The following is a 15148-nucleotide window of genomic DNA, read 5'->3' as shown; positions in this document are numbered from 1 at the left end:
CGCGCGGCTGAGGCTCGCGCGAGGCTGAGGCTCGCGCGAGGCTGAGGCTCGCGCGAGGGGTGGCGCTCGCGTTCAGGCGCCGGTCTGCAGCGCAGTGATGCGGGCCGGGATCTCCGGGTGCTGCGGATCCTCTTCGAGGCCGCGCTTGAGCATCGACAGCGCCTTCTGCTGCTCCTTCAAGCCGACGTGGGCGGCGGCCAGGCGCATGTAGATGTCGCCGCGGCGGACCAGGCCCGACTGGTCGACGTTCTGCAGCAGCATCGCCCGGGCGGTCTTCAGCGACTCCTCCCACATGTTCTTGTGGGCGTAGACGTCGGTGAGCAGCACCAGCGTCTCCGGGTTGGTGGTGTCGATGCGGTAGGCCTCCTTGAGGCGGTCGAGGGCCGTGTCGACATCACCGGCGTTGAGCTGGATGCGAGCCATGCGGGTGAGATAGTGCGACAGCATCTTGGTCTTCTTCGGGGCCGCCGAGGCGACCTCGATGAGCCAGCCGTACATGCCCCCGGCCTCGTCGAAGCGCTCGCTGACGAACAGCGCGTCGGCGATGCGGCGGTTGACCTCGACGTCGTCCTGCACGGCCTCATAGACCGGGGCCAGGGCGCGCAGGGCCTCCTCGGGGTCGCCGACCTTGGTCATCAGGATGTCGACGCGCTCGAGGATCAGCTTCTTGCGCTCGCCGTCGTCCTCGACGTACTGGGCCAGCAGCGCCTGCAGGTACGCGACCTGCTCCCAGTAGCCCTCCTTGCGGCTCAGCTCGAGCAGCTGGCGAGCAGCGTCGACGTTGGCCGGGTTCAGGTGCAGCGCCGTCTCCAGGTGCTCGCGCCGCTTCTCCGGGCTGTCGGCGAAGACCGAGAGACGCAGCTGCAAGCTGGCCCCGATCACGCCCTGGGGCTGGAGGGCCTGGGCCCGCAGCAGCAGCGCGCGCATCGCCTCGTCGTTGCCCTGCTGCTCCTCGATGGTGCTGAGGGCGAGGATCGCGGGGACGAAGTCCGCGTCGCCCTCGAGCAGCTCGACGAGGATCTGGCGCGCCTTCTCCGGGTCCGCGAGGCGCTCGCCGTACAGCTCGGCGAGGCGGAGGCCGACCTCGCGGATCTGGTCGGTGCCGCCGAGATCGCGGAGCACGGCCATGAACTGCTCGAGCAGCTCGGCGAGCTCGTTCCACTTCTCGGCCGCGTCGAGCAGGCGCCACAGGGCGACCAGGCTCGGGGTGTGCGTCGGCGCCTCGGTGAGCAGGCGCCGGTGCAGCGCGGCGGCGTCGTCGAGGTCGCTGAGCTGCTCCTCGGCGAGGTGGGCCATCTCCTCGAGCACCGGTGCGCGCTGCGGTCCGCTCAGGTGGTCGAGCTTGCGCTCGAGCACGTCGCGGACCTCCTTCCAGTTCTTCAGGCGCCGGTGAAGGGCCTCGAGCTCCTGGATCGCCTGGAGGTCGTCCGGGCGGGCCTCGAGCATGTCGTTGTAGACCGTGATGGCCTCGTCGAGACCGCCGAGATGGACCATCAAGTTGGCCAGGCGGTGACGCAAGATCCGCTGCTCGTCGCTGTCGGTGGTGATGCTGATGCGCTGCTCGAGCGCCGCGGACAGGCCCTCGAGGTCACCGGTGCCTTGCAGCAGCTTGAGAAGGCCCTCCCACGCGGCCCCGTCGTTCTGGTCGACGTCGATCAGGGCGCGCAGATCGGCGAGCGCGAGGGTCGGGTTGGCCATCGCCTCGGCGACGTTGACCGCCTCGCGCAGCAGCGGCACCACCAGATCCGGGTTGTTGGACAGGCGGGCGTAGCGGGTCAGCGCGTCGTGCAGGATCTCGAGGTTGCCGTCGGCGCGCGAGGCCATGATCTGCAGCTCGAGCGCCTCGAGGTTGTCGGGGTTGTCCTTGAGCGCCGGGTTCAGGGCCTGCAGCGCCGAGGCCGGCTTGCGCAGGTCGCGGAGCAAGATGCGCGTGGTCTCGAGGCACAGCGCGGTGCAGGGGCGGCTCTCGCTGACGGCGGCGTCGATGCCACCGGCGAGGTACTTGACGCCCTTGAGCAGCAGCTGAGGCGTGCGCGACAGGGCGACGATCCGCTCGATCGCCAGCGGCGACTCGGCGTCGAGCAGGATGAGCGCGCCCCAGGCGTCGAGCGCCTCGTCGGCGCTGCCGCCACCTTCATCGCACAGGCGGGCCAGCGCCTCGAGGCCGGCGATACGGTCGGCCCCGGTCGCGCCCTCGAGGCGCAGGCGGGCGATCTTCGTCAGTCCGGGCTTGTTGCCGGCGACGTGGTAGGCGTTGTCGAGGGCCTCGAGCAGGCGGGCGCCGATCGCCAGGCCCTGCTTCTGCGAGCGGTCGAGCACCCGCTCGAGCCCCGCGACGGCGCCGGCGAAGCCCGGGCGATCGTCGAGTGCCTCGGCGTAGGCCTCGGTGGCGCCCTCGAGCTCGCCGATGTCGAAGCGGGCGTCGCCGAGGCGGACCTGCGTGTCCGGGTGGATCGGCTGACCGACGGCCAGCTTGGCCGACTCGGCGAGCACGCGGGCCAGCAGCTTGCGGTCGCTGGCGGCGCGGGCGAGGCGCTCGATGTTCCGGCAGGTCGTCTCGTCGGCGATGCCGGCGTCGAGCAGGGTCGCGAGCAGGTTCAGCGCGCGCGTGCGGTCGCCGAGGATGCCCTCGGCCATGTCGGCGGCCGACTGGGCGATCATCACCCGCGACTGCGGGTCGAGCTCGGCGCGGGCCGCCCGGCGGGCCAGCGCGTCGACGTGCTCCTCGGCCTTGTCGAGGCGCACCGACATCTTGTTGCTGGCCTCGAGGACAGGTCGGAGGTCGTCCGGCCCAACGCGATCCATCAGCAGGTTGTTGGCGGCGAGGCTGCCGGCGATGTCGCCGAGGCGCTCGAAGCGGATCTTGGCCAGCTGACGCAGCGCCTCGACGGCGTCGCCCGGGTTCTCGGCCAGCTTGGCGCGGGCGTCCCACACCTGGGCGAGCTCGTTGTAGCGGTGGGCCTGGTCGAGCTGCGGGATCAACAGCGCCGCCGCCGACTCGGAGCTCGCGGGGTTCTGGACCAGCTTCATCAGGTCCGCGACGGCCTCGGGCTGGGCCGCGGTGAGCCCGAAGATCGACTCATAGTGCGGGATGGCCCCGCCTGCGTCGTTCATCGGCCCGGTGTGAAGACGGGCCACCTCGAGCAGCAGGGCCACCTTGCGGTCGCGCTGCTGTGTGATCTGGACCCGCTCGAGCAGGGTCGTCGCGGCCTCGGGGTAGTTCTCGACGGCGAGCAGGGCCTGGGCCAGCGCGTTCAGGGCCTCATCATCGTCGGGCGTGTCCATCAACAAGGCGCGCAGCGCCTCGATCTCGGCGGCGCGGTCGCGCGTGCCCTCGCGGTGGATCCGGGCCAGCTCTTTGCGCAGGGCCTGGCGCGGGGCCAGGTCGTCGGTGTTCTCGATCTGCCGCTCGAGCACGCCGATCAGCTGGACGTGGTCACCCTTGGCGGCGTAGAGCCGGCGCAGCCGCAGCATCGCGTCGCTGTTGGCCGGCTCGATGTCGAGGATCCGGCGCCACGCGGCCTCGGCGGCCTCGGGGAGGCCGAGGCCCTCCTCGACCAGCCGGGCCAGGCGGCGCAGCAGGTCGATGCGCTCCTCGTCATCGGTGGCGACCTCGACGCGGCGATCGAGCACCGCGCGCAGGCCCTCGAAGTCGGCCGCGAGCGCGAGGGTCTCGTCGAGCAGCGCGAGCGCGCCGCGGTCGTCCGGGCTGACCGTGAGCGCATGCCGGAGGATCGTGGTGGCGGCGTCGTTGTCGGCCGCGTTGACCGCGAGCTGGGCGGCCTGCTGCAGCAGCGCGACGCGGCGAGCGACGTCGGCCTGCAGCGCCGGCGTGGTCTCGGCCTGCAGCAGCGCCTGGCGCAGATCGTAGTCGAAGCCGTATTGCCGCGAGACGCGAGCGAGCTCGCTGTCGAGGGCCTCGAGCGCGCCCTCGGGGCCGGGCTCCGCGAGCGCGCGCACGAGGGCGTGGAAGGCGTAGCCGGGGCCGTCGGCGCCCTGCGGCTCGAGCAGCGCCGCGATCTCGCGGAGCAGCTCGTGACGCGACACCGGATCCTCGGTCTGGGTCAGCTGCCACTCGTCGACGGCGACCATCCGCATCGCGTCTTGCGCTGCCTCGTAGAGCGGACGCAGGATCGCGAACAGGCGCACGCGGTGCTCGGCGCGGTGCTCGACCAGCTGCTCGAGCGCCAACATGGCGCGCTCGAGGCCTGGCTGCTCGGCGAGCAGCGACTCGAGGGTGTCGATCGCCGCGTCGGGGTTGTCCTGCTTCTGGTCCTGCAGCTCGGCGATGCGCAGCAGGATCGCCTCGCGCGTCGCGCTGTCCTCGGCGCGCTCGAGCCGCTGGCGCAACGACTCGATGAGCGCGTCCCAGCGGGCGAGGTTCTCGTACACACGCTCGAGCCGGTCACGCGCGACCGACTGCTCGGGCTGGGTCTCGAGCACGCGGACGAAGGCGCGGATCGCCAGCTCCGAGTCGCCGAGGATGCCGAGCGCGAGCTCGCTGAGGCGCATGAGCACGTCGACCTGGCGCTGCTCGTCGAGGCTGGTGTCGGCCTCGCGCCAGTACGCCTCGGCCAGCTCCTTCCACTGCTCGGCGCGGGTCAGGGCCAGCTCGAGCGCGGGGAACACGGTGGTGTCGCTCGGGCGGGCCTGGATCAGCCGCTCGTACAGCGGCACCGCGCGGGCCGGTTGGTCGAGGCTCTGCCACAGCTCGGCGGCCTCGCGGACGATCGCCAGGGTCTCGTCGCGCTCGTCGCCCTCGGCGTCGCCGCTGACGTACGCGGTGAGCAGCACCGCCAGCGCCTCGCTGCGGGCGAGTGCGTGGGCCAGGCGGGTGAGCTGGTCACGCGCCGACTTATGGGTCGGGTCTTCCTTGAAGATACGGCCGTAGGTGTCGAAGGCTGCTTCGTAATTCTCGAGCATGTCCTCCTGAATCTGGGCCGTCCGGGTGAGGATCTTGATGCGGGCCTGGGTGTCGTCACCGGCCTCGGCGAGGCGCAGCTCCTGCACGCGGATGAGGCGCGGCCAGTCCTGGGCCGCGGTGAACACGGGCTCCAACTGCTCGATCACTTGCGGGCGCAGGTCCTCGTCGCCGAGGTAGCGCTCGAGGTCGGGGCCCGCGGACACGAACTCGGGCTCGTGGCGCAGCGCTTCGGCGAAGTGACGCAGACCCTCGCCGAGGTCGCCGAGCTGCTCGCGGAAGATCGTAGCGAGGCGAAGCTCGGTCAGGGTGCGCTCGCGGCCCGACTGACCGCCCAGCTTGCCCTCGAGGAAACGGGCCAGGTCGTGCCAGCGACCGCTCCCCTCGTAGAGCGGCGCGAGCACGGCCTGCGCGGCCGGACCTGCGGCGCCTTCGGGCCGCACGCGCTCGTAGAGGCCGATCGCGTCCTCCGGGCGGCTCAATTGGCCGCGGTAGATCTCGGCCGCGCGCATGAAGAACGCGTCGCGTGCGTCGCCCTCGGCCCGCTCGCCGCGGCGGACCAGCAGCTCCGCCAGCGCGTCGTGGTCGGCCTGGCGCACGAGCACCTGCTCGAGCGCGTCGGCGCTGGGGACGTCGCCGGCGTCGTGCTCGAGCAGCCGCTCGTAGGCGCGACGGGCCTCGTCGAGGCGCCCCTGCCCGGTCGCCAGGCGACCGATCGTCCGCAGCACGCGGGCCTGCAGCGCCGGGTCTTGGACGCTGTCGACGACCTTGAGGTTCGCGTCGAGCAGCTCCGCATCGCGGCCACCGTCGAGGCTTCCGAGGCGCTCGAGGCGATCGAGGATGTCGGCGAGTTCCGGCTGATCGCCGGCCTCGGCCAGCGCCTCGCTGAGCACCGCGAAGGCGCGCTGGACGTCGCCCAAGCGCTCCTCGTGGGTGCGGGCGACCTGCAGCAGCGCGAGCAGGCGGCGACGCCCGGCCGGCTGGTGCCGGGCCTGGCGCTCCTCGAGGTCGAGCAGCGCGGGCCAGTTGTGCTCAGCCTCGTAGAGCGGGTGCAGGATCGCGATCACACGCTCGCGCGAGTCGTCCTGGCCCAGGTACTCGGTGAGCGTGCCGCGGGCCGCGGCGTCCTCGGCGTTGATCTTGAGCACATGCTCGAGCAGGTCGATGGCGTCGGGGTAGCGGCCGAGCTTCTCGCCGACGACCCCGGCGGCGCGGCCGAGCAACGCAGCGCGGCTCTCGTCGTCCTCCGCGAGCTCGAGCTGGCGACGCAGGCCCTCCTCGACCTCGGGCCAGCGCTCGAGGCCCTCGTTGAGGCGAACGATCGCGTCGAGCGCGTGCAGCGTGGTGTGGGCGCCAGCGCCGATGTCGACGATCTCCTGGTAGGCCTCGATCGCCTGGTAGGCGTCCTTGAGGTGGTCGCGCTGGATCTCGCCGATCTTGCGCCACAGGCGGGCGCGCTCGCCGGGCTCGTCGACGGCCATGACGCGCTGACGCAGGACCCGACAAAGCGGCTCCCAGGCGCCCTGTCCGACGTAGATGCGCTCGAGCGCGTCCATCGCGGCGAGGCTGCCGGGGTCGATGTCGAGGACCTCCTGGTAGGTGCCCGCGGCCGCCTCGGCGTCGCTGATCTTGTCGCGCTGCAACTCGGCGATCTCGAGCAGGATCTTGACCTGCTCGACGTCCTTGTCGATGAAGCGGAGCAGCGCACGCAGGCCGTCGATCAGCGCCGGAGCGTCGCCGGCGGCGCGGTGGAGGCGGGCCAGCGCCACAGTGGCGCGGCGGGCCAGCTCGAGGTCCGGGGGGTCGAGCGCGAGCAGCTCGGCGTAGGCCTTGCGGGCGCCGTCCTGGTCCTGCAGGTGGTCGTCGAGGACCACGGCGATGCGCGAGAGCAGCTCGATCTTCGCGCCGGCGTCGGGCAGCTTGTCGAGCGACTCCTGCCACACTTCGACCAGCTCGCGCTGCTTCTCCAGCTGGATGCCGAGGCGCTGCAGCTCGCTGCGGATGTCGCTGCGCCGCGGCTCGGCGAGGTAGGCCAGGCGCACCGCTCCGAACGCTGCCTCGAGGTTGTCGAGGTCGAACTCGTGGATCCTCGCCATCTCGAGCAGGTAGCCGGTCGCCTCGTCGGTCGATCCGAGCTCCTCGGCGTGGGCGCGGCGGGCCTCGAGGATGCGGACGCGGTTGGCGTGGTCGCGCAGCCCGAGATAGATCGGCTCGAGCAGCGCGGCGGCCTGCAGCTGCACGTCCTTGTGGTCGAGCAGGCGCTCGAGCAGGCGGCGTGCCTCGGCGTGGCTCGGGTCCTCGGCGAGCACCTGACCGAGCAGGTCGACCGCGCCGAAGGCGTCGTTGAGCTTGTCCATGCGCAGCGCGGCGCGGCGGGTTGCGATGCTGTGCCGCAGCTCGTCACCCTCGACCAGGTCGGCCCAGCGACCGAGCAGCTCCTCGAGCGCGTAGTGATCGTCCTGCTGGTCGGACAGCTCGTACATCGCCGCCAGCTGCTCCATCGTCTTCAGGTCGTCCGGGACCAGGTCGAGCAGCTCCTCGGCGGTGCGGATCGCCACCTCGCGCTGACCGAGCACGTCGCGGGCGATGTACGTGATGCGGCTGAGCAGGCGCTTCTGCTCCTCGGGATCGAAGATGACGTCGACGCGGCGGCGGTACAGCTTCATCAGCGCCTCGTTGGCGCCGCGCATCTTGAGCAGCTCCTCGAGCGCCTCGTAGGCGGCCTGGTGGGTCTCCTCGCGCTCGAGCACGGCGGCGAAGGCGTGCTCCGCCTCCTCGCCCTGACGCAGGTCGTCGCGGAGGATCACGCCGCGGGCCAGCTGCAGGTCACGGACCTGGGCCAGCGCCTCGCGCGGCACGGCGCGGCCCTGGGCCTCGGCGGCGTCGGCCCGCTGCTGCAGCGTCTGGAGCATCTGCTCGTATGCGCTGGCGACCAGGTCCATGCGTCCGAGCTCGCGGGCGGCCCGCTCGACCTCGGCGCGCAGGACGGCGTCGTCGGGCTGAGCGACCAGCAGCTCGCGACGCACGCGCAGCGCGTCGAGCTGACGGCCCTCCATCTGCGCGTAGAGGTTGGCGAGGCTGACCAGCTGCGAGGTCCGTGCGGCCGAGTCGGGCTCGGCCATGACGATGACCTCCATCGCCTCGGCCTCGCGCCCGTGGTCGCGGATGCTGCGGTAGTACGGCAGGAGCCCGCGCATGACCGCGAGCGCGCTGCCCGGGTCAGAGCGGCGCAGCACCTGCAACGCGTCGATCGTCGGCAGGTGATCGGGCTCGAGGTCGAGGATCTGCAGGAAGCCGGCGATCGCCTTCTGCGACGAGCGCAGGCGGGTGGCGTAGATCTGCGACAGCTCGAAGAGCAGCGGGATCTGGTCCGACAGCTGATCGGTGCCGAGCTCCTGGGCGTCGAGGCGGCGCTGCAGGATCTCCGCCAGCTCGGCCCAGCGCTCGCGGGCGCGGAACAGCCGGGTCAAGCTGTCCATCGCCTCGGCGTCGCTCGGGACCTGGGCCTGGATCTGCTTGTAGGTGTCGATCGCCTGATCGAGGTCGCCGATGCGCTGCTCCTGCAGGATGCCGAGGCGGCGCAGCGTCGCCAGACGGGCGCCCGGATCGGTCGTGACGCCGAGGCGAATGTTGTAGATCGTGGCGAGGTCCTGCCACTGCTCGGTGGCGGTGTAGATCTCCTCGAGCGAGGCCATCGCCGCGCGGTTGGTCGGCTCGAGTTCGATGATCTTCCGCAGGTAACGCTGCGCGTCCTCAGGCCGGCCGAGCCGTTCGCGGGCGATGGTCGCCAGCTTGTCGAGCAGCTCGAGGCGCTCGCCGTTGTCGCAATCCGGGCTCTGGACGCGGGCCTCGAAGTACTTTCCAAGCTCGTCCCAGGCGTCGGCCCGCTCGGCCACCGACTCGAGGCCGGCGCGCAGGACCTCGTCGCCGGGCCGGATCTGGTAGGCGCGACCGGCCCAGTGCAGCGCGCGGCGCGGGTCGTTGAGCTTCTGCAGCGCGACGTCCCGCATCACCGCGATGGTGTCGAGGCGGTCGTCGTCGTCGACCGAGCTGACCAGCAAGACCTCGTAGATCGCCAGCACGTGGGCCCAGTCGCCGCGCTCGCGGTAGATCGGGAGCAGCTGGCGCGCGACCTGCTGATTGTCGGGCTGCAGCGCGAGCACCTGCTCGAGCGCCTTGAGCCCGCGCTCCGGCTCGCCCACGCGGTCGCGCGCGAGCGCGGCGATGCGGCGGTACAGGCCGAGGCGCTCGCCCTCGTCGCTCTGCTGTTCGGCGGCGGCGTAGAGCACGTCGAGCACGCCGGCCAACTTGCCCTGCTGCTCGTACAGCGCGACCAGGTCGTCCCACCGCGCCGCGGCGACGTAGGCCGCGCGCAGGGCCGCGTTGGCCCGCTCGTGCCCCGGCTTGCGGCGGGCCACTTCGGCCCACACCTGCACGGCCTCGGCCGGCTGCTGCAGGCGCTCGGCGTGCATGTCCGCGAGGCGGGTGAGCAGCTCGACCGCCCACGCCTCATCGTTCGCCTGGGCGACCTTGCGGCGCAGGATCTCGGCCGCGTCGCTCCACCTGCCCTCCTTCTCGTACAGGCTCTGCAGCGCCTGCAACGCGACCTCGACGTCGCCGTGCTGCTCGAGGATCTCGCGCCAGGTCGCGATCGCCTCGCCGCGGTCACCCAGGCGATCCTCGGCGAGACGGGCCAGCTGGGACCGCAGCTCGAGCGCCTCGGCGCCGCTCGCCGTGGCCAGCTCCGACTTGCGCAGGTCGATGAGGGCGCGCCAGTCTTTCCGCGACTCGTGGATGCGCGCCAGCATGTTGCGCGACTCCTTGTCGCCCGGCGCCAGGGTCATCGCCTCGGCCAGCAGCTCCATCGCCTTCGAGCTGTTGTTGAGGTTGTCAGCGTAGATGCTGGCGATCCGACGCAGCATGTCGACGTGGCGCGGGCCGTCCTTCTCGGCCTTCGCGGCGTCGAGCAGGCGGCCGTAGACCGCGAGCAGATCGTTCCAGCGGTTGGCGTTGCCGTAGGTGTCGGCCAGGGCCTTGATCGTCGCGGCGTGACGCGGGTTGATGTCGAGGATCTTCTGCAACATCCCCAGCGCCATCGCGTCGAGGCGCAGCTGGTCGCGGTACAACTCGGCGATCTCGAGCAGCCGGGTGATGCGATCCTCGCGCGTGTCCGGGCGATCGGGGACGCGGTCGTACTCCTCCTTGAGCAGCTCGACCAGCGCGGTCCACTTCTGGCCCTCACGGTACAGCCGCTCGAGCGCCTTCGCGGCCCGCGGATCGTAGCCGTCCTCGCGCAGCACCGAGCGCCACACCTCGATCGCGCGATCGAGGCTGCCGAGCTTCTTCTCCGCCAGGTCGGCCATCTCCTGCGCGAGGGCGAAGCGCGGCTCGACGTCCTCCTTCTTCAGGGCCCGCCGCGCCTGCACCAGCACCTGCATCAGCTGGCTCGCGTCGCTGTCGCCCGAGAACATGTCGCGATAGAACGCCAGGACATCCGCGGCCGCCGGGTCGTTGCGCCGCACGCGACGGAAGTAGGGCTCGGCCTGCGCCGACGCGCTGGTGCCACCGCTGGCGACGCCGAGCCGCCACACCACCATGCCGGCCAGCAGGGCCACGTCGTTGCCCGCGGCCTCTCGCGGGGCCCGCTGCGCAGCGACCTTCGCAGCGTCCACGATCTCCTCATGCGGCGCGCCGTCGAGGATCAGGCGCCCGACGACCTTCGCCGCGGCGTCTCCCGATCCAGGATCTTGCTTGGCCTCGGCGCGGGCCGCCACCAGATCGACGGAGGCGAGGGCCGTCCCCAGGGCATCGCGGCGGGCCACGTCGGACGAGGAGGTGAGGTACTGGAAGAGGACGGAGCGCAGTTCGGACATACGAGCCTCGGAGGCGGCGCGAGCGACCCGCGGCCGCCGATCGGCGGATGAAGGCCGCCCTATGGTGGCGAAGATCGGGCCTCGAATCTAGGTCGACGCGGGGCCCGGTCGGGGCGAGGATAAACCGGCGAGCGCCTCATGCCACGCACGAAAGCGTGACCGCGGCCGCGGCCGAGACGTTGAGCGAGGCGACCCCGCCCGCGCCCGGGATCGTGGCCAGAAAGTCACAGTTTTCGCGGGTCAATCGTCGTAAGCCGCGCTCCTCGCTGCCCAGCACCACGACCAGCGCGTCCGGGAGCCCCTTCGCGACCAGCGCGCGCAGTGAAGTGCCCCCGTCGGCGACGGTGCCGAGCACCCAGAAACCAGCGTCCTTGGCCGCTGCGAGGGCGCGGGCGAGGTTCGTGACCTGTGCCAGCGGGAGCCGCTCGCTCGCCCCCGCGGACGACCGGACGACCGTCGGCGACAGGCTCGCGGAGCGGTCGCGGGCCCAGAACATGCCGAGCGCCCCGAAAAACTCGGCGCTACGGATCAGCGCGCCGAGGTTGTGTGGATCCTGAACCCCATCGAGCGCAACGATCACACGCCTACCTTCGGGGTCTGTGGGCCGCAACGCGAGCAGGTCGGCGATGTCATGCTCGCGCGGCGGCACGGCCACGGCCACGATCCCGCGCGCCAGCTCCGGCGAGATCACGGTCGCCAGATCGTCCAGTTCGACCCGCGTTACGACCAGCCCGAGCTCCGCCGCGAGCGCCTCGGCCTCGCCCGACGCCCGCCCCGCCAGCACCAGCAGGCGCCGGACCCGGCGAGGTTGCGCGCGCAACAACTCGACGACCGCGCGCTCACCCGGCACCAGGTACGCGTCTGGCTTGAGGGACAGCTGCCCCGCAGCGCCCGGCGCCTGTGAACCACCACGCGGCGGCCGGCGATCAGGGCGTCTCGCGGGGCCGGAGGTCGACTTGCGCGGGGGCTGGGACAAGGTGCCCGCCTTCTACCCTGAGCACGGCGGCGACGGGAGGGGTCGTGACCCCCCCACTCCACGCAGCCGACACTGCCCGCCACACGAGCCACGCCTGGTCACCTGGCGGCTGTCCCTCGAGGCTGGTGTAGGCGTCGGCGAACGCGGCCGCGTCCGGCGTCGGCCATGCCACCGGCGCCAGCCAAACGCCCTCGAGGATGTCGTGGCCAGCGCCGATCGCGTCGGCCGAGAGCCCCTCCCCCGTCGACAGCACGGCCACCCCCTTGCCGCCGCCGGCACGCTCGATGCTCATGCCGGATCGGGCCATCTGCTTGAGCAACAACTCCATCCGGGCGAGCCGGTCCGGGACGATCAGCGCCGCGTCCCCCCGCAGCTCCGTGAGGGCCGGCGCGACGAACTTGGCGAAGCTCGTCATGTCATCCGGGTAGTAAAGTGTTTTCAATAATTTGGATCCGCTTTCACGAAGCGACTTCGCAAGCGCCTCCGCGGCCCGCTTCCCGTAGTTGTTGTCGGGCGCGAGGACCACCGCGGAGCCGCGACCGAGGCGCTTCAGCTGGGCGACCAGCGCGGCCGAGCGAGCCTCGATCGTGGGCGCCACGCCGGCCGCGGCCGTGCTCGACTCCCCCGGCACGACGAAGCTCGGCTTGCCGCCCGCGGCCGCCGCGGCCGACACCGCGGCCTCGACGTTGCCGGGCCCGACCGGGCCGACCACCACGTCGACCCCGGCCCGGACCAACTTCGCCGTCGCCGTCGCCACCTCGGCCGGCGTTGACCCGGCGTCCTGCCATTGCACTTCCATCGGTTTGCCCCGCGCCAACACCAGCACCGCCGCCGCCGCAGCCGCCAGCTGGACATCCGCCAAGCCGGCGAACTTGCCCGAGCGCGGCAGCAGGAAGCCGACCTGGGCCTCGCCCGGGCCACACGCCCTCGCCCAGGGAGGCGCCTGCGGATCGGGCGTATGCCCGGCCCGCGTCAGCAGGCACGCCGCCGCCGCCGTGTTCGGGGCCCCACGCGCGGCCACCTCGAGCACGCCCGCGTCGACCCCCTGCCACAGCACCCGCATGCGCGCCTCGGCGAGCGCCGCCTCGGGACTGTCGTCGCGCGCGACCGCCCGCCACTGCGCCAGGGCCAGCACAGCGCCCACCCGATCGCCCGCCCGCTCACGCGCCGACGCCGTGGCCGCGAGGCGCTCGTGGTCCGGACCCGGCACGACCGGGAGCGCCGCCAACCACTGCAGCGCCTGCTGTGGATCGCCGACCTGCGCCTCGGCGAGCGCGCGCACGCGGGCCAGCTGCTGCGCGAGCGCCTGCTCCGGCCCCGCCAGATCGCCGCCTGCGCTCCGCGCCTTCGCCACCTCGGCGAGCCCCGTCCCAGCGTGCCGCTGCGCCGCCGGATAATCACCCGCCCGCAGCGCCTGCTCGGCCTTCGCCTGCAACGCCGCCAGGCGGAGGTTCAACGGCGGCTCGCGCGACAGCAAGCGATCGGCCGCGGCCGCGACCTCGGGCCCCGCCGGATCCTGCGTCTGGGCCCGACGCACCGCGTCCCAGTCGGCCTCGAACTCCGGCGCGACGCGACCCGGATCGAGGGTGCCCTGCATCGCCGGTCCGCTGCCGGTGCTCTGCGGCGTGCGACAGGCCGCGAGCCCCGGGGCGACGCCGACGACGAGCACAGCCGCCACGCGCGCGACGGCCAGACCGCGGACGAAGGGCGAACGATGGCGATGGCGAGCGGTACGCGGCGACATGGTGGTCAACCATACGTGCCCACGCCGCGATCCCCCAAACGAATCGCCAGCCCGCGACGTCGCGCGACCGCGCCCCGAATTCTGGCCCACGATGGCCCTGCCGGACCCGTGGCGCCCCGTGCTATATCCAGCGGCATCATGTCGATCGGCGACAGCGAAGATCTGGACGACGCGGGCTTCGGTGAGACGAGCCGTTATGCGGCGCACCTCGACCGCGGCTGGTCGCTGCTCGACCGGGCCGAATTCGAGGCGGCGCGCCAGTCGGCCACCCACGCCCAGCGCCTCCGGCCGGACGCCCCCGACGCCGCCGTCCTCCTGGGAGCGATCGCCCTCGCCGAGGGCGACGCCGCCGAGAGCCTGCGCTTCTACGATCAGGCGATCGAGCTCGACCCCGACTACTTTGAGCCCTACGCCGCCGCCGCCCAGGTCGCCCTCTTCGATCTCGGGGACGCCGGCCGCGCCCTCCACTACTGCGACGACGCCCTCGAGCTCGACACCGTCTCGGCGATCGACGCGATGGACCTCGAGCTGCTCGGCGCCGAGTGCCTCATCTCGCTCGGCCGCGACGACGAGGCCCGCGCCCGCCTCGACTCCCTGCGTGAGCACCCGCTGTTCGCCGCGATCCTCCACCCGCCCGCCGGCGACGCCGAGGGCTCGGCCAACCCCGACGAGGCCGACGCCGACGAGCCCCCGCCGGCCGCCGCCGATGACGACGCCCCGCCCCGCCGCCGCGCTCGCAGCGTCCGCGTCCGCGACGCCCAGGCCCACGGCCCCGACGAGGCCGCCGACGAGCTCGACGCCGAGGACGACGCCGAGGCCGCCGTCGCCGAGCTCAGCGAGGACGAAGACGGCGAGCCCCTCGACCCCGAGGAGCGCACCGCCCAGGTCCACCGCGTCCTGGTCGCCCTCCGCCTCAGCCGCCTCTGGCTCGACCTCGGCTCGGCCGAGGGCGCCCTCCCCTCCTGCGCGCCGCCGTCGAGCGCTTCCCCAACAACGCGGACGCCTGGCACCTCGTCAGCGAGGCCGAGTTCCTCGCCGGCGACGCCCGGGCCGCCTGCCACGCCGCCCTCCGCGTGTACCGCCTCGACGCCCAGAACCAGGCCCCCAAGTGGCTCCCGAGCCCCGCGCAGGTCCACCGCAAGGTCGTCCACATCCTCAGCTCCTGCACCGACGAGAGCCTGCGTGAGCTCGGCCAGCGCCGCGCCGCGCTGGTCCTCCTGGTCCACGACGTCCCCTCGCTCGAGCTCGTGCTCGAGGGCGTCGACCCGCGGGTCCCGGCGATCGCCCTCGCCACCCGCGGCAACCACCACGACTACGAGGAGGACCGCGCCCCCGAGCTCACCGGCCTCGCCGTCTACCGCCGCAACCTCATGCGCCTCGCCCGTGGCGCCGAGCAGTTCGACCAGGAGCTGCGCTTCGCCGTGCTCGAGGAGCTCGCCAACTTCTTCCAGCTCGGCGACACCCGCCGCGCCGCCCTCGGCCTGCCGCCCCTGAGCGGCGAGGTCCCCGACGAGGCCATCGCCCCGGCCGACCCCGAGCCGCCGCCCGAGCCCCGCCTCGACGACGAGGCCGACGACCGTCCGCGTCGGCGTCGCCGCAAACGCATCCTCTCGTAGCGGCCCGGCGCGGCGCCA

The 15148-nt window shown here is 72.6% G+C and carries 4 protein-coding genes; 1 reads left to right on the top strand and 3 read right to left on the bottom strand.

Annotated elements, in window-relative coordinates; all coding sequences use genetic code 11:
• Positions 1-72: 72 nt before the first annotated feature.
• From IPJ59_RS01170 to IPJ59_RS01160, 3 genes are all read right to left on the bottom strand, one after another.
• Positions 73-10794 (bottom strand): tetratricopeptide repeat protein, encoded by a 10722-nt coding sequence (locus IPJ59_RS01170; RefSeq protein ID WP_293269414.1) that lies wholly within the window; start codon positions 10792-10794, stop codon positions 73-75.
• A gap of 136 nt (positions 10795-10930) precedes the next feature.
• Positions 10931-11644, bottom strand: coding sequence for a 23S rRNA (guanosine(2251)-2'-O)-methyltransferase RlmB (gene rlmB / locus IPJ59_RS01165; protein WP_293253674.1), 714 nt, complete (start codon positions 11642-11644; stop codon positions 10931-10933).
• Positions 11645-11720: 76 nt separating this feature from the next.
• A complete protein-coding gene (locus IPJ59_RS01160; protein WP_293269413.1) occupies positions 11721-14405 on the bottom strand; it encodes a penicillin-binding protein activator in 2685 nt (894 codons plus the stop codon).
• 182 nt (positions 14406-14587) lie between these two features.
• Between IPJ59_RS01160 and IPJ59_RS01155 the strand changes: the two genes are divergently transcribed.
• Positions 14588-15130, top strand: coding sequence for a hypothetical protein (locus IPJ59_RS01155; protein WP_293269412.1), 543 nt, complete (start codon positions 14588-14590; stop codon positions 15128-15130).
• Positions 15131-15148 lie beyond the last annotated feature (18 nt).

The organism is Nannocystis sp., from assembly GCF_016714285.1.
Lineage (GTDB): Bacteria > Myxococcota_A > Polyangia > Nannocystales > Nannocystaceae > Nannocystis.
The sequence above is the reverse complement of the archived record's forward strand: the minus strand, read 5'-3'. Positions and strand labels throughout refer to the sequence as shown.